Source organism: Kitasatospora sp. NPDC002543, assembly GCF_053594915.1.
In genome coordinates this window covers 1-24,123 of record NZ_JBSFWR010000034.1, presented here as the reverse complement: position 1 = coordinate 24,123, position 24,123 = coordinate 1, and the positions used below count along the sequence as shown (strand labels likewise).

Below are 24,123 nucleotides of genomic sequence, written 5' to 3'. Positions count from 1 at the left end.
ACCGAGCGGCACAGAGCGGCACAGAGCACCGAGGTGATCCGGTCGGCGAAGGCACCCTCTTCGCCGACCGGATCACCTGTCAGACGGGCGGCACCGGGCGGCCGTGGGCGCCCGGGAGGGCGCGGTCGGCGGCGGCCTGCACGGAGTCGAGGTCCTCGGCGATCTCGGCGCCGGCGACGGCGTCCGGGAGTCCGTCCTCCATGTACCGCAGGGGGCGGTAGCGCAGGCCCAGGACGGCCCAGGCGATCAGCAGCAGCCCGCAGGTGACGAGGAGCAGGCCGGTGCCGCGGCCGGGACCGGTGCCGAGCACCCGTCCGACGGTGCCGGCCAGTGCCCCGCCCGGGTTCAGCAGTCCGGCGAAGCCCTCGGCGAGGGGCGGGGCGGTGAGGAAGGCCAGCGGGGTCATGGCGACGGCGAGCATCTGGTTGGTGGCGAGCACCCGGCCCTGGAGTTCGGGGCCGACCTTGAGCTGGATGATGGCCAGCCAGTGCGCGTTGAGGACGCTCATGGACGCCCACCAGACGAGCGCGCCCACGGCCGCCAGCGGCACCGACGGGCGCAGGCCGACCAGGACGGCGCCCAGGCCGACGCCGCTCACGAAGCCCACCATGCCGGTCGCCCGCCGCGCGGTGCCGCCCCAGAGCGCCACGATCAGGCTGCCCGCCACGGCCCCCGCGCCACCGACCGCGGTGACCACGCCCACCGCCGTGGTGCCGCTGAAGGAGAGCAGGCTCGGGACCACCAGCGTCACCGCGAGGGTGCCCAGGTAGTTCTCCACCATGAAGAACACGATCATGACGAGCAGCGGACGCCGCCGGATCAGGAACCGCCAGCCGCCGACGACGGTCCGGGCGAAGGACTCCCGCTGCCGGCGGAAGAGCCGGTCGGGGAAGCGCACCGAGAGCAGGGCGGCCAGGCCCACCAGGAACGACGCGACGTCCACGGCCACCACCCAGGGCAGGCCGACCAGCCCGATCAGCGCGCCGCCGGCCAGCGGGGCGATCAGCGTCCCCAGGCCGGCGCCCAGGTTGGCCAGCCCGTTGGCCTGCACCAGGTACGGCTTGGGGACGAGCTGGGCGACGGCGGCCAGGTAGGCCGGCCGTCGGAAAGCGGTCACCAGCGACATGACGCCCACGATCAGGCCGACCTGCCAGAGCGCCAGGCTTCCGCTCCACAGCGCGGCCACCAGGGACACCGTGGCGGTCGCGGAGACGGCGTCGCAGGCGAGCATGGTCCGACGACGGTCGATCCGGTCCGCCACCGCGCCGCCCAGCGGCGCCGCGACGATCGCCGGGAGCATGGCGAGCATGCTGATCAGCGCGTAGTCGACGACCCGTCCGCTGCGCTGGTAGGCCCAGACGCCGAGGGCGAAGGAGGTCAGCGCACTGCCGATCAGGGAGACCGTCTGGCCCGCGGCGACGACGTAGAAGTCCCTGAGGTCGCGCCGCGCCCGCCGGCCGACGACCGTGACCTCACCGAGCGGCTCGGGCAGCAGGCCGTCGGCCCAGGCGCCGAGCCGCTCGCCGATCAGCGCGGCGAGCCGCGCGGCCTGGTGCTTGAGGAAGTAGTGGCCCGCCCTGGGGAGGGTGGCCAGCTCGACCCGTTCGGCGAAGGCTCCCCACTCCGTGAACCGCTCCTCGTAGAGCTCCGTGGACCGGTCGCGTTCGCCGATCACGCAGAGCACCGGGGCCCGCAGCCTGCGGGCGTCCGGCCTGGTCAGTTCACCGGTGAACCAGCCCTGGGCCTGGTCCACGTCGTGCCGCAGGGCGCGCAGCATGGTCCGCTGCGCCGCTTCGGACGCTTGAGCCGCTCCGGCCGCCTCCCCGTCGCCGTCGTCGTCCATGCCGCCGAGGGTGCGCAGGAAGTCCCGGTAGGCCCGGTCCGAGGTCCAGCGGGTGGCCGGGAACCTGCGGCGCAGCCAGGTCGACAGACGCCCCGGCAGCCGCGCGCCGGGGAAGCTCCCGCCGATCAGCAGGCCCGTCACCGGAACGCCCTCGGCCTCCAGGCGCAGCGCCAGTTCGGTGGCCGCGGCCGAGCCGACGCAGTGGCCGTACACCGCCACCGGGCCGACCCGGCCGCCCGGGCCCGCCACCGGGCCGGCCGCCCCGGCCAGTTCGGCGACGACCCGGTCGATCAGCGCGCTCAGCGGGAGCAGCGGCTCGTCCGGCCGGGCCGGATCGTGTCCCGGCAGTTCCACCGCCAGTACGGCGGCGCCGGGCATCGCCGCGGCCAGTTCGGTGGCGAGCGGGCGGTAGGAGGCCGCCGACCCGCCGCCGTAGGGGACGCAGACCACGGTGACGGTCGGGAGCCGGCCGGGCGGGGGGCCCGCCAGCCGGTGCAGCAGGCGGCGCTCGCCGTCGGGTTCGTCCGTCTCCGCCGCGTCGAGGAACGCGGCCAGCTCGCGTACGGTCGGCCGGGTGAACAGGTCGATCACCCGGAGCGCCGGGTCGATCGCCCGGACGGCGCGCACCGCCCGGAAGGAGTCCCCGCCGAGGGCGAAGAAGTCGTCGTCGACGCCGATGCCGTCGGCGGCGCCCGGGTCGAGGACCTGGGCCCAGGCCTGGGCGACGCGCAGTTCGGTCGGTGTGCTCGGGGCGGTGCGCTCGGTACGCGCCGTCGGCTCGGGTGCGGGCAGGGCCGCCCGGTCCACCTTTCCGTTGGGGGTGAGCGGCAGCGCGGGGAGGACGACGATCGCCGAGGGCACCATGTAGTCGGGCAGCCGCCCGCGCAACGCCGTGCGCACACGGGCGACGTCCACCCCGGACGCCGTCGCCGACCCCGCCCCGGACACCGACGCCGCCGGGGTCACCCAGGCGACGAGCCGCCTGGCGTGGTTCTCGCCGACCGGCAGGACCACGGCCTCGGCGATCTCGGGCAGTTCGCGCAGCGCGGTGGCCACCTCGCCCGGTTCCACGCGGAAACCGCGGATCTTGACCTGGTCGTCGATCCGGCCGAGGAACTCGAACAGGCCGGTTCCGGTCAGCCGGACCCGGTCCCCGGAGCGGTAGCACCGCGTGGTGCCGGTCACCGGATCGGGGACGAAGCGCTCGTCGGTCAGGTCGGGGCGGCCGAAGTAGCCGCGTGCCACGCTCGGCCCGCCGATCCACAGTTCGCCGGGCACCCCGGCGGGCAGCGGCCGGCCGTCGGGGTCGACCACGTAGCAGTCCACGCCGGCCAGCGGACGGCCGATCGGGACCGTCCCCGAACGCCGGGCCGGCGGGGTCTCCTCCACGGCGCAGCCGAGCACGGACACCGTGGTCTCGGTGGGGCCGTAGTGCACCTGCACGGCCAGGTCGGGCCGTGCGGTCCGGATCCTGGCCACCAGGTCCCAGGAGCACGCCTCTCCGGCGAGGACGAGCAGCCTGCGGGGCAGCACCCGGCCGAGGTCCCCGTAGGCGGCGAGCAGTTCCAGGTGGCTCGGCACCATCTTGACCGCGTCGACCGGGTGCGCCTCCAGGTACTCCCCGTACGCCTCCGGGTCGGTCGCCACCTCACGGTCCACCAGGTGCACCGTGCCGCCGGTGGCCAGCGCCCCGAACAGGTTGGTCATGCCGAGGTCCGCCGCGTGGGTCGACACCAGGGCGAACGAGCCGCCCTCGACGCCGCGGCCGGCCAGTCGCTCGGTCACCGCGTGCAGGTAGTGCACGATGTGCCGGTGTTCGACCGTGACGCCCTTGGGGCGGCCGGTCGAGCCCGAGGTGAAGATCAGGTAGGCCGGCGCGGCCGGGTCGACGGCCACGTCCGGCGCTCCGTCGGGCTGTTCCGACGGCGCGGCGGGGGCGGACGGGTCGTCGAGGAGCACCAGCTCCACCGGAAGGTCCGCAGTCGACTCCCGCGCTACGAACTCCCGCGCTACGAATTCCCGCGCCGCGAACTCCCGTTCCGCGAGGACGACCCGCGCGCCCGCCGTCGCCAGGATGTCGGCCAGCCGGTCGTCCGGGTACGCGGGGTCGAGCGGCAGGTAGACCGCGCCCGCCTTGAGGGTGGCGAGCAGGGCGACCACGAGCGGTGTCCGGCGGTCGGCCAGGACGGCGACCGGTTCCTGTGCTCCGGCCCCGGCCGCGAGCAGCCGGTGCGCGAGCCGGTTCGCCCGCCGGTCCAGCTGTCCGTAGGTGAGTTCGCCGTCGGGGCCGACGACCGCCGTCGCGTCGGGCCGTTCGGCCGCCCAGCGCTCGACCAGGGCGTGCAGCGGCCGCTCCAGGTCGAACCGCCGGCGCGGCCCGGACAGCAGCGGTCCGTCCACCGGCTCCACGGCCACCTCGCGCACGGGGCGGTCGAGGTCGGACAGCACGCCGTCCAGCAGGGCCGCGTACCACTGGGTGATCCGCTGCGCGGTGTGCCGCTCGAAGAGGTCGGTGCGGTAGATCAGCGACCCCTCGTAGGTGTCGCCGGTGCCGCCGGTGCCGCCCGCGGAGGTGGCCGAGAACGCGAGGTTCAGGTCGAACTTGGCCGTCGTCGCCGGTGGTGCGAAGACCCTCGCCGTCAGGCCCGGGAAGCGCGGCGCCGCCGCCGGGGTGTCGATCACGTTGAGGAGGACCTGGAAGACCGGCGTGGTGGAGAGGTCGCGGGCCGGGCGCAGCCGGTCCACGATCCGCTCGAACGGGACCTCGGTGCGGGCGAAGGCCTCCAGCGCCACGTCGCGCACCCGGGTCAGCAGTTGCCTGCCGGTCGGCGCGCCCGACAGGTCGGTCCGCATGGTCAGCGTGTTGATGAAGAAGCCGATCGTCTGCTCGGTGCCGGGGTGCCGTCGTCCCGCCTCGGGCACGCCGACCGGTACGTCGTCGACGCCCGACAGCCGGGCCAGCAGCTCCTGCCAGACCGCGAGCAGCACCATGAACGGGGTGCAGCCCGTCTCGGCGGCCCGCCCGCGCACCTTGGCGGTCAGGGCGGGCGGAAGGGTCACCGGCACCTCCGCGCCCGTCCGGTCCGCGATCACCGGGCGGGGCAGGTCGGTGGGCAGGTCCAGGACCGGTTCCAGGCCGGACAGCGTCCGGACCCACCAGGCCAGGTCGGCCTCCGCGCGCTCCCCGTCCTCCGGCCGCCGGGAGAGCCAGTGCGCGTAGTCCGCGTACTGGACCGGTGGCGGTCCGGGCGGCCCGGCCGACCCGAGCCGCGCCGCGTAGAGTGCCGCGAGTTCCGCCACCGCCACCGTCCTCGACCAGGCGTCGAAGGCGATGTGGTGGACGGTCAGGGCCAGGACGTGCTCCTCGGTGCCGAGCCGGAGCAGCGTCGCCCGCAGGGGCGGTTCCGCCGTCAGGTCGAACGGTCTTCGCAGGTCCTCGGTCAGGCGGCGGTCCAGCGACTCCCGCCCGCCGGGCCCGGTCAGGTCGACCTCGACCAGCGGCACCGCGTCTGCCGGGCCCGTCACGGCCGTCGGCTCGCCGCCGGTCTCGACGATCAGGCTCCGCAGGACCTGGTGCCGCTCGGCGAGGTCCCGCACCGCCCCCAGCAGCGCGCCGGGGTCGAGCGGTCCGTGCAGGTGGAGCGCGACCGGGATGTGGTACGCGGTGCTCTCCGGGTCCAGTTGGGTGAGGAACCACAGCCGTGCCTGGGCGGCCGACAGCGGCGCCGGGGCGTCCCCGTCCGGTCGGGCGGGTATCGCGGGGGTGCCGCGGGCCGCGGTGCGGCGGGCCGAGGCGAGCCGGGCGCGCAGCGCGTCGTTGAGCCGGGGGTCCCGCCGCTCGGCGGACACCTCCGTCATGCCGCACCGCCGACGGTAGAGGCGGTGTCGGCGGAAGCGACGGCGAGTTCGACGGGGACGCCGGATTCGGGGGTGTCGGGTTCGGGAACGCCGGATTCGGCGAGGTCGGATTCGGCGAGGTCGGCCAGCAGCACGGCCTCCAGCGCGGCGGCGAAGTCGGCCAGGACCGGGTGCTCGAACAGCAGGCGCACCGGCAGCGCGAGGTCCAGCGCCGCCATCAGCCGGCCCGCGACCCGGGTGGCCGCCAGCGAATGCCCGCCGAGCACGAAGAAGTCGTCGTGGACGCCGACTTCGGTGACTCCGAGCACGGCCTCCCACACCTCGGCGACCAGCAGCTCGGCATCGGTGCGCGGGGCGATCCGGTCCGGGGCGGACGCGCGGCCGGGCGCCGGGAGGGCGCCCCGGTTCACCTTGCCCGAGCCTGTCAGGGGCAGGGCGTCGAGGACGACCCACCGCCGGGGCACCATGTGGTCCGGGACACGGGCGCGCAGGCGCTCCTCCACCGCGGCCGTGCCGAGGGCGTCCGCGGCCGCCGCCGACGGGCCCACCGCGAGATAGCCGACCAGGTGGGCGTCGGCTCCGTCACCGAGGACCACGACGGCCGCGTCCAGGACCGCCGGCTCCGCGCGCAGGACGGTCTCGATCTCGCCGAGTTCGATCCGGTGGCCGCGCAGCTTCACCTGCTGGTCGCGGCGGCCCAGGAAGTCGAGGGTGCCTCCCCCGGCCCCCGGTCCGAGGGCCCCCCACGGCCGCCAGCGGGCCAGGTCTCCGGTGCGGTAGCGCCTTCCGCCCGGGACGAACGGGTCCGCGGTGAACGCCGCCGCCGTCGCGTCGGGCCGGTTCCGGTAGCCCCGGGCGACGCCCGCACCGCCGATCCACAGCTCTCCGGTGACGCCCGGCGGCACCAGCCGCCCCATAGCGTCCAGGACGTAGGCCGTCTCCCCGGCCAGCGGGCCGCCGATCGGCACCGACTCCCCGACGGGGCTCTCCACCCGCGCCATCGTCGAGTAGACCGTGCTCTCGGTGGGCCCGTAGGCGTTCCAGGCCTCGCCCGTCCGTGCCAGGAGTTCGCGTGCCAGCCCGGGGTCCATCGGCTCGCCGATGCTGACGACGCGCACGCCTGGTCCCGACCACTCGGCGGCGACCAGCATCCGGAGCGTGGTCGGCGTGGCGGTCATCAGCGTCACTCCTGCCCGCTCGATGAACCGTGCGACGGCGTGGCCGTCCACCGCGGCCTCGCGGTCCGCCATCGCCAGCCGGAGTCCGCAGGCGAGGCCGACCCAGAGTTCGAACCCGAACACATCGAAGGCCGGTGACGTGAGACCGAGCATCACGTCGTCGGGCCGGATGCCCGGCCTGATCCGCATCGCGGCCACGAAGGCCGCCAGGTTCGCGTGGGTGACCTCGACGCCCTTGGGCAGGCCGGTCGAACCGGAGGTGTACAGCACGTAGGCCAGTGCCTCGGGTGCCACCTCGGGCAGCCGGGAGGGGCCGGGGTCGGCCGGATCGCCCAGGTCGAGGACGCCGACGCCGACCGCGTCGCCCAGGTCGCGGGCCAGGGCGAGGGTCTCTCCGGCGGCGAGGAGGACGGCCGCCCCGGAGTCGGCGAGCCGGCCGCGCAGCCGTTCGGCGGGCTGGTCCGGTTCCAGCGGAACGTAGGCCGCGCCGGCCCGCAGGACGCCGAGCAGGGCCGCGGGCAGGTACCGGTCGCGGGGAAGGCAGACCCCCACGGTGAACGCGTCCGCCGGGCCCGCCGCGGGCTCGGACGCTCTCGTCGCGAGCAGGGCCGCGGCCACGCGCCGGGACCGTTCGGCCAGTTCCGCGTAGCCGAGTTCGCCGGCCGAGTCGCAGGTGGCCACCGCGTTCGGCCGCCGGGCGGCCTGGTCGAGGACGGCCGCCACCACGGTCCGCGGTCCGTCGGCCGGCAACGGGGCTCCGGTGCCGGCGGCGAGCAGCGCCGCCCTCTCGGCGCCGCTCACCACCTCCAGGGCCGACAGCGGAAGGCCAGGATCGGCCGCCGCGGCGCGCAGGACTCGGAGCAGCCGGTCGGCGAACGCCTCGGCGTCGGCCGCGCCGAACCGGTCCACGTCGTACGCGATCTGGAGCTCGGGCCCCCGCACCGTCTCGTTGACGAACACGGTCAGCGCCGCCTGCGTCCCGCCGCTGCTCACCTCGCCGAGCAGTTCCAGACGGACGCCGTCGCGCTCCACCGCCACCGGGAGGCCGGGCGGCTGGAGCGAGAGCACGACCGGGGTGCCCATCGTTCCCCGGGGGTGTTCGACGCCGGCCGCCTCGAAGGCGTCCCGCACGGTGAACCCCGGGTGGTCCATGGCGCGGGCGGTCGTGGCGGCGGCGCGGCCGACCGCGTCCCGGAAGGACTGCCCCTCCCCCAGCCTCAGCCTGATCGGCAGGATGCCGACGAGCGGCCCGACGACCGTCTCCAGCTCGGGGTGGGCCCGGTGCGCCACGGCCGCGCCCAGGAGGACGTCGGACCGGCCGGTGAGGCCGGCGACCAGCACGCCGAGCGCGGTCAGGAACGTCGAGAACGGAGTGGATCCGCAGTCGGCCGCGAGCTCGCGCAGCATCGCCGCCGTCCCGGCGTCGAGGGGGCGGGTCAGCCGCTCGCCGACCAGTCGGCCGGGGCCCTCGGGCTCGGCCGAGAAGACCTCGTACGGCGGTCGGGCGTCCGCCAGCTCCCGGGCCCAGAAGGCCCGCAGCTCCTCCGCCCGGGCGGGCCGGGCGGCCAGCGCGCGCTCGTGCAGCGCGACGTCGCCGACCTGGACGGGCGGCGGCGTGCCGTCCGGCCCGTCGCCCGGCCGGTGGTCCGCCGCGCCGCCCAGCCGGTCGGCCAGCTCCGCCATCAGGACCCCGATCGACCAGCCGTCGAACGCCACGTGGTCGGTCACGACGACCAGTTCGGCGCGGTCCTCGTCGAGCCGGAGCAGGGTGGCCCTGAGCAGCGGTGTCTCGGTGGCGAGGTCGAACGCGTGGCCGGCGGCCGCGCGGGCGAGGTCGGCCGCCCGGCTCGCCCGCTGCGCCTCGGGCACTCCCCTGAGGTCGTGCTCCTCGAACGGGACCGGGGCCGGCGGGCGGACCAGCGCGACCGGCTCCTCGTCGGCTCCCCGGCCGGAGGCGTCCACCCCGGCAGTGTCCACCACCGCGCCCGCCACCACACCGGTCGTCACGACGCTGCGCAACACCTCGTGCCGCTCGACCACCGCGTCCAACGCGGCCCGCAGCCGCGCGGCACCCGGCCGTCCGCGCAGGCCCAGCCGGAAGGCGATGGTGGTGGCCCGCTCACCGGAGCCGACCTGCCGCAGCAGCCACATCCCCTGCTGCGCGGACGTCAGCGGATAGCCGGTCCGCCCGGTGTGACGCACCAGCGCGGGCTCCGGCACGGTGCCCGCGCCGCCGGCCGCCCCGGCAAGCAGCAGCGAGGCGAGCCCGGCGACGGTCGGCGCGGCGAGGAAGCCCGCCAGCGGGACGGCCGTCCCGAACTCGCGGCCCAGGACGGCGCAGACGCGGGCGGCCGCCAGGGAGTGGCCGCCGAGCGCGCCGAAGTCGTCGTGGACGCCGACCTCCGCCAGGCCGAGCACCTCGCCGACGACCTCCGCGATCCGCTGCTCGGTGCCGGTGCGCGGGGCGGCGTACTCGGTGTCGACCGCGCGGCCGAACTCCACCGCGGCCAGCGCGGCACGGTCGGCCTTGCCGGTCGGTCCGACGGGCAGGCGTTCGAGGACGGCGATCCGGGAGGGCACCGCGTGGTCCGGCAGTCTGTCCCGCAGCCAGGAACGGAGCCGCGCCTCGGTGAGCGTCCGGTCGGCCGACTCCGCGCAGGCCACCAGGCGCCGGGTGCCGTCCCCGTCGGCCGGCGCGAGCACCACGGCGTGCCGGACGGCCGGATGCCCCGCGAGCGTCGCCTCGACCTCGCCCAGCTCGATCCGGAAGCCGCGGACCTTCACCTGGTCGTCGATCCGCCCGGCGAAGCGGTGGAGCCCGGCCACCCGCCGCACCAGGTCGCCGGTCCGGTAGTGCCGGACTCCGGCGGCGTCCGTGACGAACCGTTCGGCCGTCAGCTCCGGCCTGGCCAGGTAGCCGCGGCTGACCAGCGGGCCGGACACCCACAGCTCCCCGACCTCGCCGTCGCCCAGCGGGTTCCCGGCACCGTCCCGGATCGAGAGGCCGCTCTCCGCGTAGGGCGACCCGATCGGCGGCTCCTCCCGGCCGGCCCTGGGCACCTCGTGGGTCACGCAGCTGACGGTGCACTCGGTCGGGCCGTAGCTCTGGACGATCCGTCGTACGGACGGGTTGGCGTAGATCCGGTCGGCCAAGGCCCGGGTGAGCGGTTCGCCGCCCGCGCGGACGGTGCGCACGCCCGGTGGCAGCGGCTCGCCCACGAGCGCGGCCAGTGCCGACGGCGTCCCGTAGACCATCGTGACCTCGTCCCGTGCCGGGAGGGCGGGCAGCGCGAGCAGGTTCTCGGCCAGGATCACCGTCCCGCCGCGGAGCAGCGGGAGGAACAGTTGGGTCACCGACGGGTCGAAGCAGACCGAGGTCGCGGCCAGCATGCCGCGGAGTTCGCCGGCCGAGTACACGGACGCCTCCCACCGCAGCAGGGCCGCCACGTTGCGGTGCTCGACCACCACGCCCTTGGGCCGGCCGGTCGAGCCCGAGGTGTACATCACGTACGCGGGGTCGTCCATCGGCTCGCCGGCCGTGTCGGGGGCGGTGTCTTCTGCGCCCGCACCGGCGCCGGCGGCGTCCGCATCGGCGGCGTCGTCCGCATCTCCGGCGTCGTCCGGGCCCACCGTCTCGACGAGCAGCGGGTCGGCGCCGGTGGCCCGGAGGGCCTCGCCCCGGAGCCCGAGGGCGGCAGCCGAGGAGACCAGGTGGGAGATCCCGGCGTCCGCGGCGATGAACTCCAGGCGGTCCGCCGGGTAGGCCGGGTCCAGCGGCACGTAGGCCGCACCGGCCTTCCAGACCCCCAGCAGCGCCGGGACCAGCCACTCGTCGCGGTCCAGGCAGACGCCCACCAGCGAACCGCGCCCGGCCCCCCGGCGGCGCAGCTCGCGGGCCACGGCGGCGGCCCGGCGGTCGAGTTCCGCGTACGTGGTCCGGACCGGCCCCGCCACCACGGCGGTGTCGTCCGGCGTCCGTCTCGCCTGTTCCTCGAAGGCCCGGTGCACCCTGCCGGTCCCGGACCTGCTCGCCGACGTCACTGTCGTACCCCCCATGAACGTGTCACCGCACCGGATTCATGCATGTCAAGTCTTGTGCGCGAGAGCATTGTTGAGCAGCAGTCAGCCCATGCCGCCGCCGCACGGCCAGGCGGCCCGGGAAGGTCGGCGCGAAGGCGCCCGGGGCGGGCTTCCAGCGGCGCGCCCACCGTACTGGCCGCCCCCGGCCGGGTCCAGGGTTGTGATCGACTTGTGTGCGGATCCCCGCCCCGGACCCGCTACGCCGCCGCCGGAAGCCGCGGGCGCCGCCACCGTCGCACCGCCCGTCGCACCGCCGTCGGCGCCAGTCCCGCCATCGCGCTCAGGACGACCGCCGCCGCGGCCAGCAGGGTGGGCCGCCAGGGCCAGGACGCTCCGGCCAGCGCCAGATGGGCCGAGGGGTACTCGGAGAACTTCGCGGTGGCCAGCGCGGTACGGCGGTCGCTGTGCTCGGCGAGGTCCCGCAGGACCGGATCGAAGCCGAACTCCCCGGACCGCCGTCCCCCGCCGGGCAGTTCGACGGTCAGCCCGTTGCGGCGGGCCCAGTCGCCCAGCGCGGCGCCGACGCCGGAGGCGTCCTCGACGCCGGGCACCACCAAGCGGTCCGCGCCGTGGGCGTCCCCCGTCGCCGGCCGGGTGACGAGGACCAGGCCGTGGCGGGTGGTGACGGTGTCACCGGAGCCGACCACCACCGTCCGGTCGGCGAAGGAGACTCCGCCGTACCCTTCGACCGCCGCGGCCGCGTCGATCTCCTCGACCCCGTCGACCAGGCCGATGGCCGTGGTGGGGCGCAGCCACGGGAACGCGGCGTTGAGGGCGTACGGCAGGTCCCCGAGGGCGAGGTGGTTGGCCGGTATCGCGGTCGGGCCGTCCGGAGTCCAGCCCGGGTAGGACAAGCCGGTGCCGATCCGGTCCGCTTCCGCCTCGCCGACCAGCTCCCCGACCACCCGCAGGGCGCCCACGGTGCCGGAGGTGACGCCCGCGGTGGTCGTCACCCGCCCGTCCTCCACGTAACGCTGCCCGCGCTTCCAGTCGACCTTCGGGTAACTGCGCTCCAGAGATCCGATGTTGGACCAGAACGACGTGGCGTCGCGGCCGTCGAGCAGACCGGAGGCGGCCAGCAGCTCGGAGCCCGCGCACACCCCGAGGATCCGGGCACCCTTGCGGTGGCGTTCGACGATCCACCGGCGCAGCCCGTCCTCTCCCGCTCCCGAGGGGTCGGTCACCGCGGGCACGACCACCACGTCGGGTTCCGGCAGGGTGCCGTCCGCCACCTCGGCCAGCGTGTGGTCGGGCAGCAGATGGGCGCCGCCGGACAGCGGGGAGACACGGCGTTCGGCGGCCACCGTGTAGACGAACATCTCCGGTGACTCGGCGAACACCTGGTAGGGCGCGAGTACGTCGGTGGCCACCGAGCCCGCGTTGCCGACCGCGACCGCCACCGTGATCCGGCCGTCCGGCACCGGCGGGGCCGGCGGCCACGCCCGGGTACCGGATCCGCGGGGAGCCGGGGCGAAGCTGTCGGCCATCGACGCGCTCACCCCCGCGAAGGCGATCCCCGCGAAGCACACCACCGACAGCGCCGTGCCCGACAGGACCCAGCCGGCACGGCGCAGGGCCCGGCGGCCCTTGCGTACGTCGGAACTCACCGTGGACAAGACATACCTCGACAATCCGGGCACTGATCGGCAGCATGGTGCCGATCGGCCCTCATGGAAACGGAAAAGCGGAAAACGGCCCGGGGCCGGGGAAGGCCGGGGGAACGGACCGCACGCGTGCGGGCCGGGTTCGTCAGGCGGTCGGCCGCAGCGGTGCGCGCAGCCGCGAGGGAGGGGTTCCGAAGGCGTCGCCGACCACCCGGCGCAGCTGTCGCGCGTCGCGGAAGCCGCAGCGGACCGCGACCGCCTCCACCGTCAAGTCGGTGCCGGACAGCAGGGTTCGGGCCCGCTCCAGCCGCAGTTGCCGCTGGTAGCCGAACGGGGTGATGCCGGTGGCGGCGGTGAAGGCCCGCGTCAGACCGCGCGGTGACAGTCCGGCGACACCGGCGAGTTCACGCAGGGTGAAGGCGGTGTCCAGGTGCTGGGCCAGGTGGTCCTGCACCCGGTGCACCGCGGGCTGGACGTGGTCGCGGTGCCGCAGGAACGGACTGATCTGCGCCGCGTCTCCGTCCCGCCGCAGGTACAGCACCAGTTCACGCGCGACGCGCGCGGCCAGTTCCGGGCCGCGGTCCCGCTCGACCAGCGACAGCGCGAGATCGATCCCCGAGGAGATGCCCGCGCTGGTGCTGATCCGCCCGTCGTGCACGTAGAGCGCGGCCTCGCGCACCCGGGCGCGCGGATACCGGTGCCGCATCGCCGCGGTGAGCGACCAGTGCGTGGTGCACGCCCTGCCGTCCAGCAGCCCCGCTTCCCCCAGGACGGCGGCACCGCTGCACACCGACGCCACCCGGGCGCCCGCCTCGTAGGCCTCGCGCACCCAGCGCACCACGGCGGGCGCCACCAGCCGGTCGGATCCGGTCAGCCGGGGCCCCGGCACGAGCACCAGGTCCCCGGACGCCGGCCGGACCGTCGGCAGCGGCGCCAGACCGGCCAGCCGCAGGCCCTGGGCGGACCGCAGGTGGTCCGCCTCGGCGACGTACTCCAGCCGGTAGCCGCCGCCGAGGTGGGCCGCGGCATCGAACACCTGCACGGGACCACCGAGGTCCAGCAGATTCACCTCGGGCAGCACCAGCACCAGTACCCGCCCGGCGCACCCGCTTGTCTCCTCGCTCACCCCGTCACGGTAGGCCGACGCGCACCGCCCGCACGAGGTCCCCCGGGGACGGAAAGCGGACGGATCCGGCACCGGGAGCACCGGGCCGTCCGCCGGAGGGGCTCGGAGCCGGCCGGCGGGGGCCGACGGACGGGAGATGGGGGACTACGGACGGCGGACGGGGGCCGCGGGACGCCCCGAGGACCACTCCCCCGTCACGGGAAATTCACAGACCCGGGTCTACTCGCATAGACACCCGTGGGCCATCCTGGTCCGACGCCGGCGCTCGACGCCCATCCCCCTCGTTCCCCGTTCCCCGGGAACCGCGGGCGGTGGTTCCGTCAGACCGGCAGCGGGCTTCCCGTCCTCCCGCCGAGGCACGGCAGGAGGACGGGAACCGAGTCGGAGGCACACCATCCTCACCGGGAGATGCAGATGAAGCCACGCACCGCAGCCACCGTCGTCGCCCTGACCATCGCCGGCCTCGCCGTCTCGGCGCCCACGGCCGGTGCCAGCGGCACCAAGCTGTCCCAGTCGGCGGCCGCCACCCAGTTCAGCGGCGCCGGCATCACGTGGAGCTCCAGCGGGGGCTGCACCACCAGGTCCAACTCCACCTGCACGTCGTTCGACCAGATCAACTCGGGCACGGTGAGCGCCATCATCACCCTCAAGCGCGCCAGCGGCTGTGCCATCAACATCACGGGCGGCACCGAGGTCGGCCACGCGTCGGGCACCTACAGCCACTACAACGGCTACAAGGTCGACATCGCCCGCAACTCCTGCATCGACGGCTACGTCCAGAACAGCTTCACGTACATCGGCCTCCGGGGCGACGGCTACCCGCAGTGGAAGGCCGCGTCGGGCAACCTGTACTGCAACGAGGGCAGCCACTGGGACATCCTCATCTACTGACGCCGCCCCCGGGTGCCGCCTCCCGCAGGGCGGCGGCACCCGGAGATCCCGGCGGACAACGCCCGGTGCCCCGCCGTCACCAGACGGCGGGGCACCCTCACCACTCATGGCCGGGAGGGCGCCACCCTCCCGGCCCGGCCGCTCGGCCGGCGGCGCCGACCGCGCCGGGTCCGCCGTCGCGTCCGGTATCCATGCGCAGGAAGACTTGAGGGAAGGCCGCCGACTCGAACGCGTACGTACCGTCGTTCTGCGACCGGACCCTGAACAACGCCCAGGGGCCGGTGCCGTACTGGCAGTTGACCAACCCATCGCCACGACGCTCATCAAGGGCCGCTACCAGATCAAGGGCTTCGAACCGGACGGTGACACCGTCCACTTCGTCCCCGACGACGTCACCCCGACAACGACGGCACCGGGCCGCCGGGGACGTCAGGGCCGCCCGACCGTGACGTCCCCGGCCCAAGCACCCGCCGGGACGCCGCTCCCCGGGCCCCGCCGGGCCGGCGCACCGCTGGGGGCGGTCAGGCGCGGGCGTCCTCCGGGACGCCGAGGGCCAGCAGGAGGCGGTCCCGCAGGCCGGCGAAGGAGGGGTGGCGGCGGCGGTCGGGGCCGGCGGGGACGGTCGGGCGCAGGTCGAGGGAGAAGCGGCCGTCGGTGAGGACGAGGAGGCGGTCGGCGAGGAGCAGGGCCTCGTCCACGTCGTGGGTGACCAGCAGGACGGCGGGACGGTGGCGGGCGCACAGGTCGCGCAGGAGGCCGTGCATGCGCATGCGGGTGAGCGCGTCGAGGGCGCCGAACGGCTCGTCGAGCAGCAAGAGCCGGGGCTCGCGCACGAGCGCCCGGGCGAGGGCGACCCGGGCGGCCTCGCCGCCGGACAGGGTGGCGGGCCACGCGTTCTCCTTGTCGGCCAGGCCCACCTCCGCCAGTGCCGCGCGCCCGCGTTCGCGGGCGGCGGCGCGCGGGCCGGGCAGTGCGAGGGCGACGTTGTCGAGGACCCGGCTCCAGGGCAGCAGCCGGGCGTCCTGGAAGACCACCGAGCTGGGCTCGGGCACCTCGATCAGGCCCTCTCCCGCCACCGTGTCGTCCAGGCCGGCGACCGCGCGCAGCAGGGTGGACTTGCCGGAGCCGCTGTGGCCCAGCAGGGCCGTGAACTCGCCTCTGGCGATGTCGAGTTCGATCCCGTCCAGGACGGTTCGGCCGTCGAACGAGCGGCTCAGGGCGTGCAGTCGCACGCCGTCCTCGGCGGGTGTCAGCCCAGGGTCGTGCGCCACTGCAGCACCTTCCTCTCCAGGAGTCGGACCAGGGTGTCGGAGGTCAGTCCCAGCAGCCCGTAGACGACCAGGCCGACGACGATGACGTCGGTCTCGCCGAAGGTGCGGGCCTGTTCCATCAGGTAGCCGATGCCGCTGTCGGCGTTGATCTGTTCGCTGACCACGAGGACCAGCCAGGAGACGGTGACGGCCATGCGCAGGCCCGTGAAGAATCCGGGGGCCGCGCCGGGCAGCACGATCCGGCGCAGGAACCGGAGCCGGTCGAGGCCGAGGGTGCGGGCGAGCTCGACCCAGCGGACGTCGAGCCCGGTGAGCGCGGCGTGGGTGTTGAGGTAGACCGGGAAGAAGGTGCCGAGCGCCACCAGGATGATCTTGACCTCCTCGCCGATGCCGAACCAGAGGATCGCCAGCGGCACCAGGGCGAGGATCGGCAGCGCCCGGAAGAGCTGCGCGGTGCCGTCGATGAGGGCCTCGCCCAGCCGGGAGAGCCCGGCCAGCAGGGCGAGCGCCACGGCGGCGGCGGTGCCGAAGGCCAGCCCGAGGGCGGCGCGTTGCAGCGAGACCCACAGGTGGTGGCCCAGTTGGCCGCTGGTCAGCAGGTCCCAGGCGCGCCCGCCGACGTCGCCGGGCGGTGCGAGGGTCTGCGGGTCCAGCACCCCGGTGGCGGAGGCGAGCTGCCAGAGGCCTAGCAGGACCAGCGGGCCGAGCGCGCGGGCGAAGGGGATCCTGCGGCCTCGGGGGCCCGCCGGGCGGGCGGTGCGCGGGCGGCGGCGGAGGGTGGGGAGGCGGGTGGTGGTGGCCATGGGTCAGCCCTTCGCCGCGGCGGACTGGACGGCGTCGAAGCGGCGGTCGAAGGCGGTGGCGATGTCCAGCTCGTCGATCACCCCGGCCGCGGCCAGCACGTCGGTGATCTGCTGCAGCCGGGCCGCCGCGGTGGTGTAGTCGGGGATGGTCGCGGTGCCGTTGTTGGCGACCACGGCCTCGCCGACGGAGGCGGGCAGCTTCTGCGAGTTCACGTAGTAGGACTGCACCCAGGCGTCCTTGTGCGCGGTGATCCACAGTTCGGCCCGGGTGAAGCGGGCCGCCAGGTCGGCGAGGGCCGCGCTCCTGGCCGGGTCGGTGACGGCGGCGCCGGGCGCGATGAGCAGCTGCAGCCCGCTGGTCAGGCCCTTGTCGCCGTCCACCTCGTGGGCGCCCTTGTCCTGGTAGGCGTTGGCGTACTTGCTGACCAGCGGCTCGGTGAGGGTGCCCGCGTCGACCTGGCCGGCGGCGAGCGCGGCCGGGATCTCCGGCGGGTTGAGCTTGACCAGGGTGACGTCGGCGGGCTTGAGGCCGGCGTTCTTCAGCGCGGTCAGCACGGCGGGCTGGAAGGTGGTGCCCTCGGCGTAGGCGATCTTCTTGCCCTTGAGGTCGGCGACGGTCTTCGCCGTGCTGCCGGGAGAGGTCCACAGGTGGACGGCGTCCGGGCTGTTCTGCACGACGCCGACCACCCGGGCGTCCTGACCGTGCGCCTGGGCGAAGACGACCGGGGCGTCCGCGACGAACCCGACGTCCGCGGCACCGGCCCGGAAGGCCTCCAGTACGGCCGGGCCGCCCTGGAAGGAGGACCAATTGATCCGGAACGGCAGGTCCTGGTCCTGTCCGGACGCCTGCAGCGTGGTCCTGAGCAGGTCGTTCTGGTCGGCGATCCGCAGCGTGACACCGCCGGGCACGGAGGTGGCCAGCGGCGCGACCGCCGGCCCGGCCGAAGCCTTGCCGCCCGTGCCGGAGGAGCAGCCGACCAGCACCGCCGCGGCGAGCACGGCTGCGCTGACAGCGGGGACGAGCGGACGGAACGTGGGCATGGCGGAGCTCCCGGACGAGGGGGTGAACAGGGGATTGGGGTGGCCTCATGGTCACCACGACGCCCGGGCACTGTCAACGAATTTCCGTAAATATCTTTCCACCGTGGCTTCTGAATTGCCGCAACATTGCGCCGTGTTGCGCACTGGTACCGCATGACCTGGAAAGGCGGCAGCATGCCTGAAAGTTATTTACCAACACCGCGCCGATGGCTAGGGTCACTGCCGTGCCCGATGACCTGCTCACCCGCATCCGCCACCGCCGCGACCAGCTGCCGCCCGCCGAACGCGGCATCGCCGACCTGGTGACCGTCGACCCCGGACGCGCCGCCGAACGGACCATCTCCGAACTCGCCCGCGCCGCCGGCACCTCGGAGACCACCGTGCACCGGTTCTGCCGCAGCCTCGGACTGCGCGGCTACGCCCAGCTCCGGCTCGCCCTCGCCGCCGAGGCCGAGCGCCTGCGCGCCGACGACCGTGCCGACCTCGACCTCTCCAGCGACCTCGGCCCCGAGGACACCCCTGCCCAGCTGGTCCGCAAGGTCGGCTGGGCCAACGCCCGGGCCGCCGAGGAGACCGCCGCCGGCCTCGACCTCGACGTGCTCGCCGCGCTCGGCGACCACGTCCGCTGGGCCCGCCGGATCCTGGTGGTCGGCGTCGGCTCCAGCGCGCTGGCCGCGCTGGACGCCACCCAGAAGCTCCAACGACTCGGCTACGGCGCGGTGTTCGCCAGCGACGTGCACGCCGCCCTGATGATCGCCGCGCTCCTCGAACCCGGCGACCTCGCCATCGGCTTCAGCCACTCCGGCCGGGCCAGGGAGGTGGTCGAGGTCCTGGAGGAGGCCCGCACCGCGCGGGCCGGCACCGCCGCCGTCACCAGCGGCCCCCGCTCCCCCGCGGCGGCCGCCGCCGACCTGGTCCTGCTCACCGCCGCCCGGGAGACCGCCTTCCGCAGCGGCGGCACCGCCTCCCGGACGGCCCAACTCACCGTGGTGGACGCCCTCTACGTCACCCTCGCCCAGCACGACCACGCCCGCATCCTGGACGGTCTGGAGCGCGCCCACGACGCCGTCCGCCGCCACAGCCTGCGCCGGCCCCGCTGAGCCGCCCCTTTCCCGGCCCCTTTCCAGACCCCCGCCGATCCTTCCGACCCGGACCGGAGCCCGACCGTGCCCACCGCACCACCCCGACCCACCTCACCGCGCCGCCTCCTGCCGCTCCTACCGGCCGCCGCCACCGCCATCGCCACCACCGGCACCGGCACCGGCACCGGCGGCGTCGAGTACCCCACGGGCCCGCACGGCAGCAGCGGCCGCCACCCGCGCCCCGCCCCGCCCGCCCGGGGCACCGCCTCCACCCACGCGCCCTGGAGCCTCGATGCGTACGCCGACTGACCCGGCCCCCGGCGCCGGACAGCTGCCCCCCACCGAGGCGCGCCACCCGCTCAGCACGGAGCTCGACACCCTCGACACCCCGGCGCTGCTCCGGCTGATCAACGACCAGGACGCGACCGTGGCCGGAGCGGTGCGGGCCGCGCTGCCCCAGCTGGCACGGCTGGTCGAGGCCGGCGTCGAGGCCCTCGCGCGCGGCCGCCGGGTGCACTACTACGGCGCGGGCGCGGGCGGCCGGATCGCCCTCGGTGACGCGCTGGAGCTCGGCCCGACGTACGGCGTCGGCCCGGAGACCGTCGTCGCCCACCTCGCGGGCGGCCCGCAGGCCGCCGGCCGCGCCGCCGAGCACGCCGAGGACACCGCCCCGGACGACGCCGAGGACGACCCGCCGGTCGCGGGCGACCTGGTCATCGGCGTCACCGCCGGCGGCCGCACCCCGTACGTCCTCGGCGCGCTCGCCCGGGCCCGGGCCGCCGGAGCCGCCACCGCGCTGCTGTCCGGCGACCCGGCCGCGCCGGCCGCCGCCCACGCGGACCTGCACGTGGTGCTCGCCACGGGGCCGGAGGTGGTCACCGGCTCCACCCGGATGAAGGCCGGTACGGCCCAGAAGCTCGCGCTCAACGCCTTCTCCACCGCGCTGATGGTCCGCACCGGCCGCACCTGGTCCAACCTGATGGTCGCCGCCTCCGCCCGCAACGGGAAGCTACGCGCCCGCGCGGTGCGCACCCTGGTGACGGCCTGCCGGGTGACGCCGGAGCAGGCCGCCGACTGTCTGGACAGGTGTGCCGGCGAGACCGCCACCGCCCTGGTCTCGCTCAGCACCGGCGCGGCGCCGGAACGCGCCCGCGCCGCGCTCGCCGACCACGGCGGGCACCCGTTCGCCGCCGTCCGCGCCCTGGCCGGTGAGCCCCGGTGACGCTCCACCTGGGCATCGACGCCGGCGGCAGCCGCACCCGGGCCGTCCTGCTCGACGCCGCGGGCGCGCCCGTCGGCCGTGCCGAGGGCCCCGGCGCCAACCCCGCCGGAACGGGCCCCGACGAGGCCCTCGACGGGCTGGCCGCCACCGTCTCGGCCGCCCTGGACGGACGGCCGCCCGGACTGGTCTCCGCCGCCCTGATCGGCCTGGCCGGCTACCGGGCGCTGGCCGACCCCGACGCCTTCGCCACCCGGCTGCGGCAGGCGCTGGGCCTCGACGGGCCGGTGCTGCTCGTCCCGGACGCCGTCCCCGCACTCGCCTGCGGAACGGACGCACGGGACGGCACCGTCCTGATCGCCGGCACCGGCGCGGTCTGCGTACGGATCGCCGGCCTGCGGGCCGTGACGACCGACGGCGGGCTCGGCTGGCTGCTCGGCGACGAGGGCAGCGGACTGTGGATCGGCCGGGAGGCCGTCCGCCGCGCCCACGCGGCGCCCGACGGCCCGCTCGGCCTCACCGTCCGCGCCCACTGCCGCGCCGCCACCCCCGACGAGCTGGTGCGCTGGGCCTACGCCGGGCCGCCGCGCCGACTGGCCGCGCTCGCCGAACCGGTCTGCCGCCTCGCGGCGACGGGCGACCCGGCCGCCCTCGCGATCACCGAAGCCGCCGCCGACCACCTCGCCGCCCTCGCCCGCGCCACGGCCCGCCCGGGCGAACCCCTCGTCCTCGGCGGTTCCGTCGCCACCTCCCCCGGCCCGGTCCGCACCCGCCTGCGCCACCTCCTCGCCGACCTCGCCCCGCTCCTCCCGCGCACCGACGCCGCCACGGCCGCCGCCCGCCTCGCCGCCGCCGTCTGAACCCGCTTCCGCCGGGCGGTCGTCGTCGGCGCCGGGGTGTTCGGGGCAGGTGTGGGAGGGGCCCGAGGGGCTGAACGGGCTCAGGCCGTTGACGGCGGGGCGGACCCGCCGCCCGCAGGAACGCGCGACCCGGTATCGGGCCCGGCCACCGAGGGCCGCGCGACCCGGTACCGGGCCCAGCCGCCCAGGGACACCCGACCCGGTATCAGGCCCGGTCTCCCAGGAACGCGCGACCCGGTGTCAGGCCCGCCCGGCCGTGGACGCCCGGACGTTGAGCGCCCAGTCGTGGCGACGGACGGTGCCGGGCTCGACCGTCCCGGCCAGCAGGTCGCCGAGCAGGGCCGCGCAGGCCCGGCCGTAGTCCGCGGGCCGCAGGTCGACCGCCGTCACCTGCGGGCTGGATCCGCGCGCGGCGGCGCCGTCGACGCACGCCGCCACCAGCAGGTCGGTCCCCGGGCGCAGGCCGGCCCGCGCCGCGGCCGCGAGCACCCCGACCACCGCCCCGTCGGGGGCGCTGATCACCGCGTCCAGGCCGGGGACGCCGGCGAGCAGGTCCGTGGTGATCGCCTCGACCTCGGCCGGGGTCGCCGCGAACGGCACCGGCCGCACGACCACCTCGGCGCCCTCCCGGCGGCTCCAGGTCCGCGCGGCGTCCCGCAGCGCCGCCGCCCAGTCCGAGGCCGGGCCGGGCACCAGCAGCGCCGGGCGGCGGGCGCCGCGCTCGGCGAGGTGGTCCAGCAGGGCGAGCAGCGAGGCCGCGTTGTCGCACACCACCGCGCCGCTCGGCGCGGCTCCCCCGCCGAGGTGGCGCTCTCCGGTGACGACCGGCACGCCGGCGTTCAGCAGCTCCGGCACGGCCCGGTCGTCCAGCTCGGGGTCGATCACCAGCAGGCCGTCGACCCGGGAGGCGAGCCCGCCGCCGGCTGCCGTGCCGGGGGCGAGGAGGACGAGGTCCAGGCCGTCCTCCCGGGCCCGTTCGACGGCGCCGAACGCCAGGTTCATGTAGTAGTCCAGGCGGGTCGCCGTACGCGGCAGGTGCAGTCCGATCGCGCCCGTGCTGGATCGGCGCAGGCTGCGCGCCGCGCTGTTCGGCCGGTAGCCGAGCTCCCGGGCCACCTCCCGGATCCGTTCCCGGGTGGCCTCGGCGACGCGGCCGGAGCCGCCCAGCGCGTTGGAGGCGGTGCTCTTGGACACCCCGGCCGCCCGGGCCACGTCGATCAGGGTCACGGAGCGGCTGGTCACAGCCCGGAAGTCTAGACCCAGCACCGCTCCGATCTTCATTCCGGCTCCCACCGCCTTGCTGGAACGTTCCAGCAGTACGTAAGGTGCGATGATGCTGGAACGTTCCAGCAGCAGCTGCGGACCGCTGCGTCCGGCCGTACGCCGGACGCACGCCGACCGCGAACCGTCCGACCGGCGGTTCGCACACCCCGACCCGACCCATCCAGGAGAGACCCGCATGACGCGCGGATTCGATGTTGTGGAGACCGGTATCGCCGAGCTGCGCGCGGCGCTGGAGAAGGGCGAGGCCACCGCGGTCGGCCTGCTCGACGCCTACCTCGCGCGGATCGAGGCGTACGACCGGCCGGGCACCGCCACCGCGCTCAACGCGATGGTCGTGATGAACCCGGACGCCCGCGCCGAGGCCGAGGCCTCCGACGCCCGCCGCGCGCGCGGCGAGACCCTCGGCCCGCTGGACGGCATCCCGTACACCGCCAAGGACAGCTACCTCGCCAAGGGCCTGACCGCCGCGGCCGGCTCGCCGGCCTTCGAGCACCTCGTCGCCCAGCGCGACGCCTTCGCCATCGAGCGGCTGCGCGCCGGCGGGGCCGTCCTCATCGGCCTCACCAACATGCCGCCGATGGCCAACGGCGGCATGCAGCGCGGCGTGTACGGCCGCGCCGAGAGCCCGTACAGCGCCGACTGGCTCACCAGCGCCTACGGCTCCGGCTCCTCCAACGGCTCCGGCACCGCGACGGCCGCCTCGTTCGGCGCCTTCGGCCTCGGCGAGGAGACCTGGTCCTCGGGCCGGGCGCCCGCCTCCAACAACGCGCTGTGCGCCTACACGCCCAGCCGCGGCGTCATCTCGGTGCGCGGCAACTGGCCGCTCGTCCCGACCATGGACGTCGTCGTCCCGCACACCCGCACCATGGCCGACCTGCTCGAACTGCTCGACGTCGTGGTCGGCGACGACCCGGAGACCCGCGGCGACCTCTGGCGCGCCCAGCCCTGGGTGGAGCTGCCCGCCGCCTCGCAGGTGCGGCCCGCCTCGTACCCGGCGCTCGCACCCGCCGACCCGGCGGCGGCGCGCGCCGCGCTGGCCGGCAAGCGCGTCGGCGTCCCCCGGATGTACATCAACGCCGACCCCGACGCCGGCACCAACCCCGAGGGCGGCATCGGCGGCCAGACCGGCCGGCCGATCCACACCCGCCCCTCGGTGATCGACCTGTGGGACGCCGCCCGCCGCGACCTGGAGGCGGCCGGCGCCGAGGTCGTCGAGGTCGACTTCCCGGTCGTGACCAACTACGAGTCCGACCGCCCCGGCGCGCCCTCGCTGTTCACCCGCGGCCTGGTCGGCCGCGACTACCTCACCGTGGAGATCGAGGACCTCTCCGCCTGGGCCTGGGACGACTTCCTGCGCGCCAACGGCGACCCGGCGCTGGCCACCCTGGCCGAGGTCGACGGCGACCGCATCTTCCCCAAGCACGAGGGTGAACTCCCGGACCGCTACGACAACTTCGAGGACTCGATCGGCGACTACCCGCGCTTCGTGCGGGAGCGCCCGTACGCGTCCTTCACCGACATGCCGCACCTGGAGCAGGGGCTGCGCGGGCTGGAGGAGACCCGCCGGGTCGACCTGGAGCTGTGGATGGACGGCCTGGGCCTGGACGCGGTGGTGTTCCCCGCCGTCGCCGACGTGGCGCCCGCCGACATGGACGTCTCCGAGGCGTCCGCCGACCTCGGCTGGCGCAACGGCGTCTGGGTCGCCAACGGCAACCTGGTCCCCCGCCACCTCGGCATCCCGACGGTCACCGTCCCCATGGGCACCATGGCGGACATCGGCATGCCGGTCGGCCTGACCTTCGCGGGCCGTGCCTACGACGACAACGCCCTGCTGGCCCTCGCCGCCGCCTTCGAGACGACCGGCAGCCGCCGGACGGAGCCGCCGCGCCCCGGCTCGGGCTCCCGGGACGGCTGGGCCGGACAGCACTCCGACCACCCGTACAGCCTGTTCGCGCACGCCGGCGTGAAGACCGTGGTGCCCGC

14 protein-coding genes are annotated in these 24,123 nt (G+C 75.7%); 6 read left to right on the top strand and 8 right to left on the bottom strand.

What is annotated here, in order from left to right:
• Nucleotides 1-79 precede the first annotated feature (79 nt).
• The 4 genes from ACWD4P_RS16740 to ACWD4P_RS16725 form a co-directional block, all read right to left on the bottom strand.
• A complete protein-coding gene (locus ACWD4P_RS16740) occupies nt 80-5,701 on the bottom strand; it encodes a non-ribosomal peptide synthetase/MFS transporter (RefSeq protein ID WP_449780074.1) in 5,622 nt (1,873 codons plus the stop codon).
• On the bottom strand, nt 5,698-10,935 hold the full coding sequence (locus ACWD4P_RS16735) for an amino acid adenylation domain-containing protein (protein WP_449780073.1): 5,238 nt from the start codon (nt 10,933-10,935) through the stop codon (nt 5,698-5,700). The genes ACWD4P_RS16740 and ACWD4P_RS16735 overlap by 4 nt, the downstream gene beginning before the upstream one ends.
• 221 nt (nt 10,936-11,156) lie before the next feature.
• On the bottom strand, nt 11,157-12,566 hold the full coding sequence (locus ACWD4P_RS16730; protein WP_449780072.1) for a DJ-1/PfpI family protein: 1,410 nt from the start codon (nt 12,564-12,566) through the stop codon (nt 11,157-11,159).
• 142 nt (nt 12,567-12,708) lie between these two features.
• Nucleotides 12,709-13,689: a GlxA family transcriptional regulator gene (locus ACWD4P_RS16725; protein WP_449780071.1), complete on the bottom strand. Its 981-nt coding sequence runs from the start codon at nt 13,687-13,689 to the stop codon at nt 12,709-12,711.
• Nucleotides 13,690-14,097: 408 nt separating this feature from the next.
• On the opposite strand from ACWD4P_RS16725, the gene ACWD4P_RS16720 reads away from it, so the two are divergent.
• Nucleotides 14,098-14,580 (top strand): hypothetical protein, encoded by a 483-nt coding sequence (locus ACWD4P_RS16720; RefSeq protein WP_449780070.1) that lies wholly within the window; start codon nt 14,098-14,100, stop codon nt 14,578-14,580.
• Nucleotides 14,581-15,101: 521 nt separating this feature from the next.
• Here ACWD4P_RS16720 and ACWD4P_RS16715 read toward each other — a convergent pair.
• The 3 genes from ACWD4P_RS16715 to ACWD4P_RS16705 are packed head-to-tail and all read right to left on the bottom strand — an operon-like array spanning nt 15,102 to nt 17,695.
• The gene (locus ACWD4P_RS16715) at nt 15,102-15,851 is read right to left on the bottom strand and encodes an ABC transporter ATP-binding protein (RefSeq protein WP_359828232.1); all 750 of its coding nucleotides are present in this window, start codon (nt 15,849-15,851) and stop codon (nt 15,102-15,104) included.
• On the bottom strand, nt 15,830-16,654 hold the full coding sequence (locus ACWD4P_RS16710; RefSeq protein ID WP_359828234.1) for an ABC transporter permease: 825 nt from the start codon (nt 16,652-16,654) through the stop codon (nt 15,830-15,832). The genes ACWD4P_RS16715 and ACWD4P_RS16710 overlap by 22 nt, the downstream gene beginning before the upstream one ends.
• 3 nt (nt 16,655-16,657) lie before the next feature.
• Nucleotides 16,658-17,695: an ABC transporter substrate-binding protein gene (locus tag ACWD4P_RS16705; RefSeq protein ID WP_449780069.1), complete on the bottom strand. Its 1,038-nt coding sequence runs from the start codon at nt 17,693-17,695 to the stop codon at nt 16,658-16,660.
• Between the two features lie 224 nt (nt 17,696-17,919).
• Between ACWD4P_RS16705 and ACWD4P_RS16700 the strand changes: the two genes are divergently transcribed.
• From ACWD4P_RS16700 to ACWD4P_RS16685, 4 genes are all read left to right on the top strand, one after another.
• Nucleotides 17,920-18,795, top strand: coding sequence for a MurR/RpiR family transcriptional regulator (locus ACWD4P_RS16700; protein WP_449780068.1), 876 nt, complete (start codon nt 17,920-17,922; stop codon nt 18,793-18,795).
• Nucleotides 18,796-18,861: 66 nt separating this feature from the next.
• Nucleotides 18,862-19,086 carry a hypothetical protein gene (locus tag ACWD4P_RS16695; RefSeq protein WP_449780067.1) on the top strand — a complete coding sequence of 75 codons (225 nt, stop codon included), beginning with the start codon at nt 18,862-18,864 and terminating at the stop codon, nt 19,084-19,086.
• Nucleotides 19,070-19,999, top strand: coding sequence for an N-acetylmuramic acid 6-phosphate etherase (locus tag ACWD4P_RS16690; protein WP_449780066.1), 930 nt, complete (start codon nt 19,070-19,072; stop codon nt 19,997-19,999). Before ACWD4P_RS16695 ends, ACWD4P_RS16690 begins: the two co-directional genes overlap by 17 nt.
• A complete protein-coding gene (locus ACWD4P_RS16685) occupies nt 19,996-20,856 on the top strand; it encodes an N-acetylglucosamine kinase (protein ID WP_449780065.1) in 861 nt (286 codons plus the stop codon). The genes ACWD4P_RS16690 and ACWD4P_RS16685 overlap by 4 nt, the downstream gene beginning before the upstream one ends.
• 240 nt (nt 20,857-21,096) lie before the next feature.
• On the opposite strand, the gene ACWD4P_RS16680 is transcribed toward ACWD4P_RS16685, so the two are convergent.
• Entirely contained in the window at nt 21,097-22,098 is a 1,002-nt protein-coding gene (locus ACWD4P_RS16680; RefSeq protein WP_449780064.1) for a LacI family DNA-binding transcriptional regulator, read from the bottom strand.
• Between the two features lie 217 nt (nt 22,099-22,315).
• On the opposite strand from ACWD4P_RS16680, the gene ACWD4P_RS16675 reads away from it, so the two are divergent.
• Nucleotides 22,316-24,123, top strand: a 1,808-nt coding sequence (locus ACWD4P_RS16675; protein WP_449780063.1) for an amidase, incomplete at its 3' end; no start/stop codon positions are given.

Coding starts and splice junctions, on each gene's coding strand:
- ACWD4P_RS16740 (WP_449780074.1), bottom strand. CDS start 5,701: ATGACGGAGGTGTCCGCCGAGCGGCGGGACCCCCGGCTCAACGACGCG.
- ACWD4P_RS16735 (WP_449780073.1), bottom strand. CDS start 10,935: ATGGGGGGTACGACAGTGACGTCGGCGAGCAGGTCCGGGACCGGCAGG.
- ACWD4P_RS16720 (WP_449780070.1), top strand. CDS start 14,098: ATGCAGATGAAGCCACGCACCGCAGCCACCGTCGTCGCCCTGACCATC.
- ACWD4P_RS16710 (WP_359828234.1), bottom strand. CDS start 16,654: ATGGCCACCACCACCCGCCTCCCCACCCTCCGCCGCCGCCCGCGCACC.
- ACWD4P_RS16705 (WP_449780069.1), bottom strand. CDS start 17,695: ATGCCCACGTTCCGTCCGCTCGTCCCCGCTGTCAGCGCAGCCGTGCTC.
- ACWD4P_RS16690 (WP_449780066.1), top strand. CDS start 19,070: ATGCGTACGCCGACTGACCCGGCCCCCGGCGCCGGACAGCTGCCCCCC.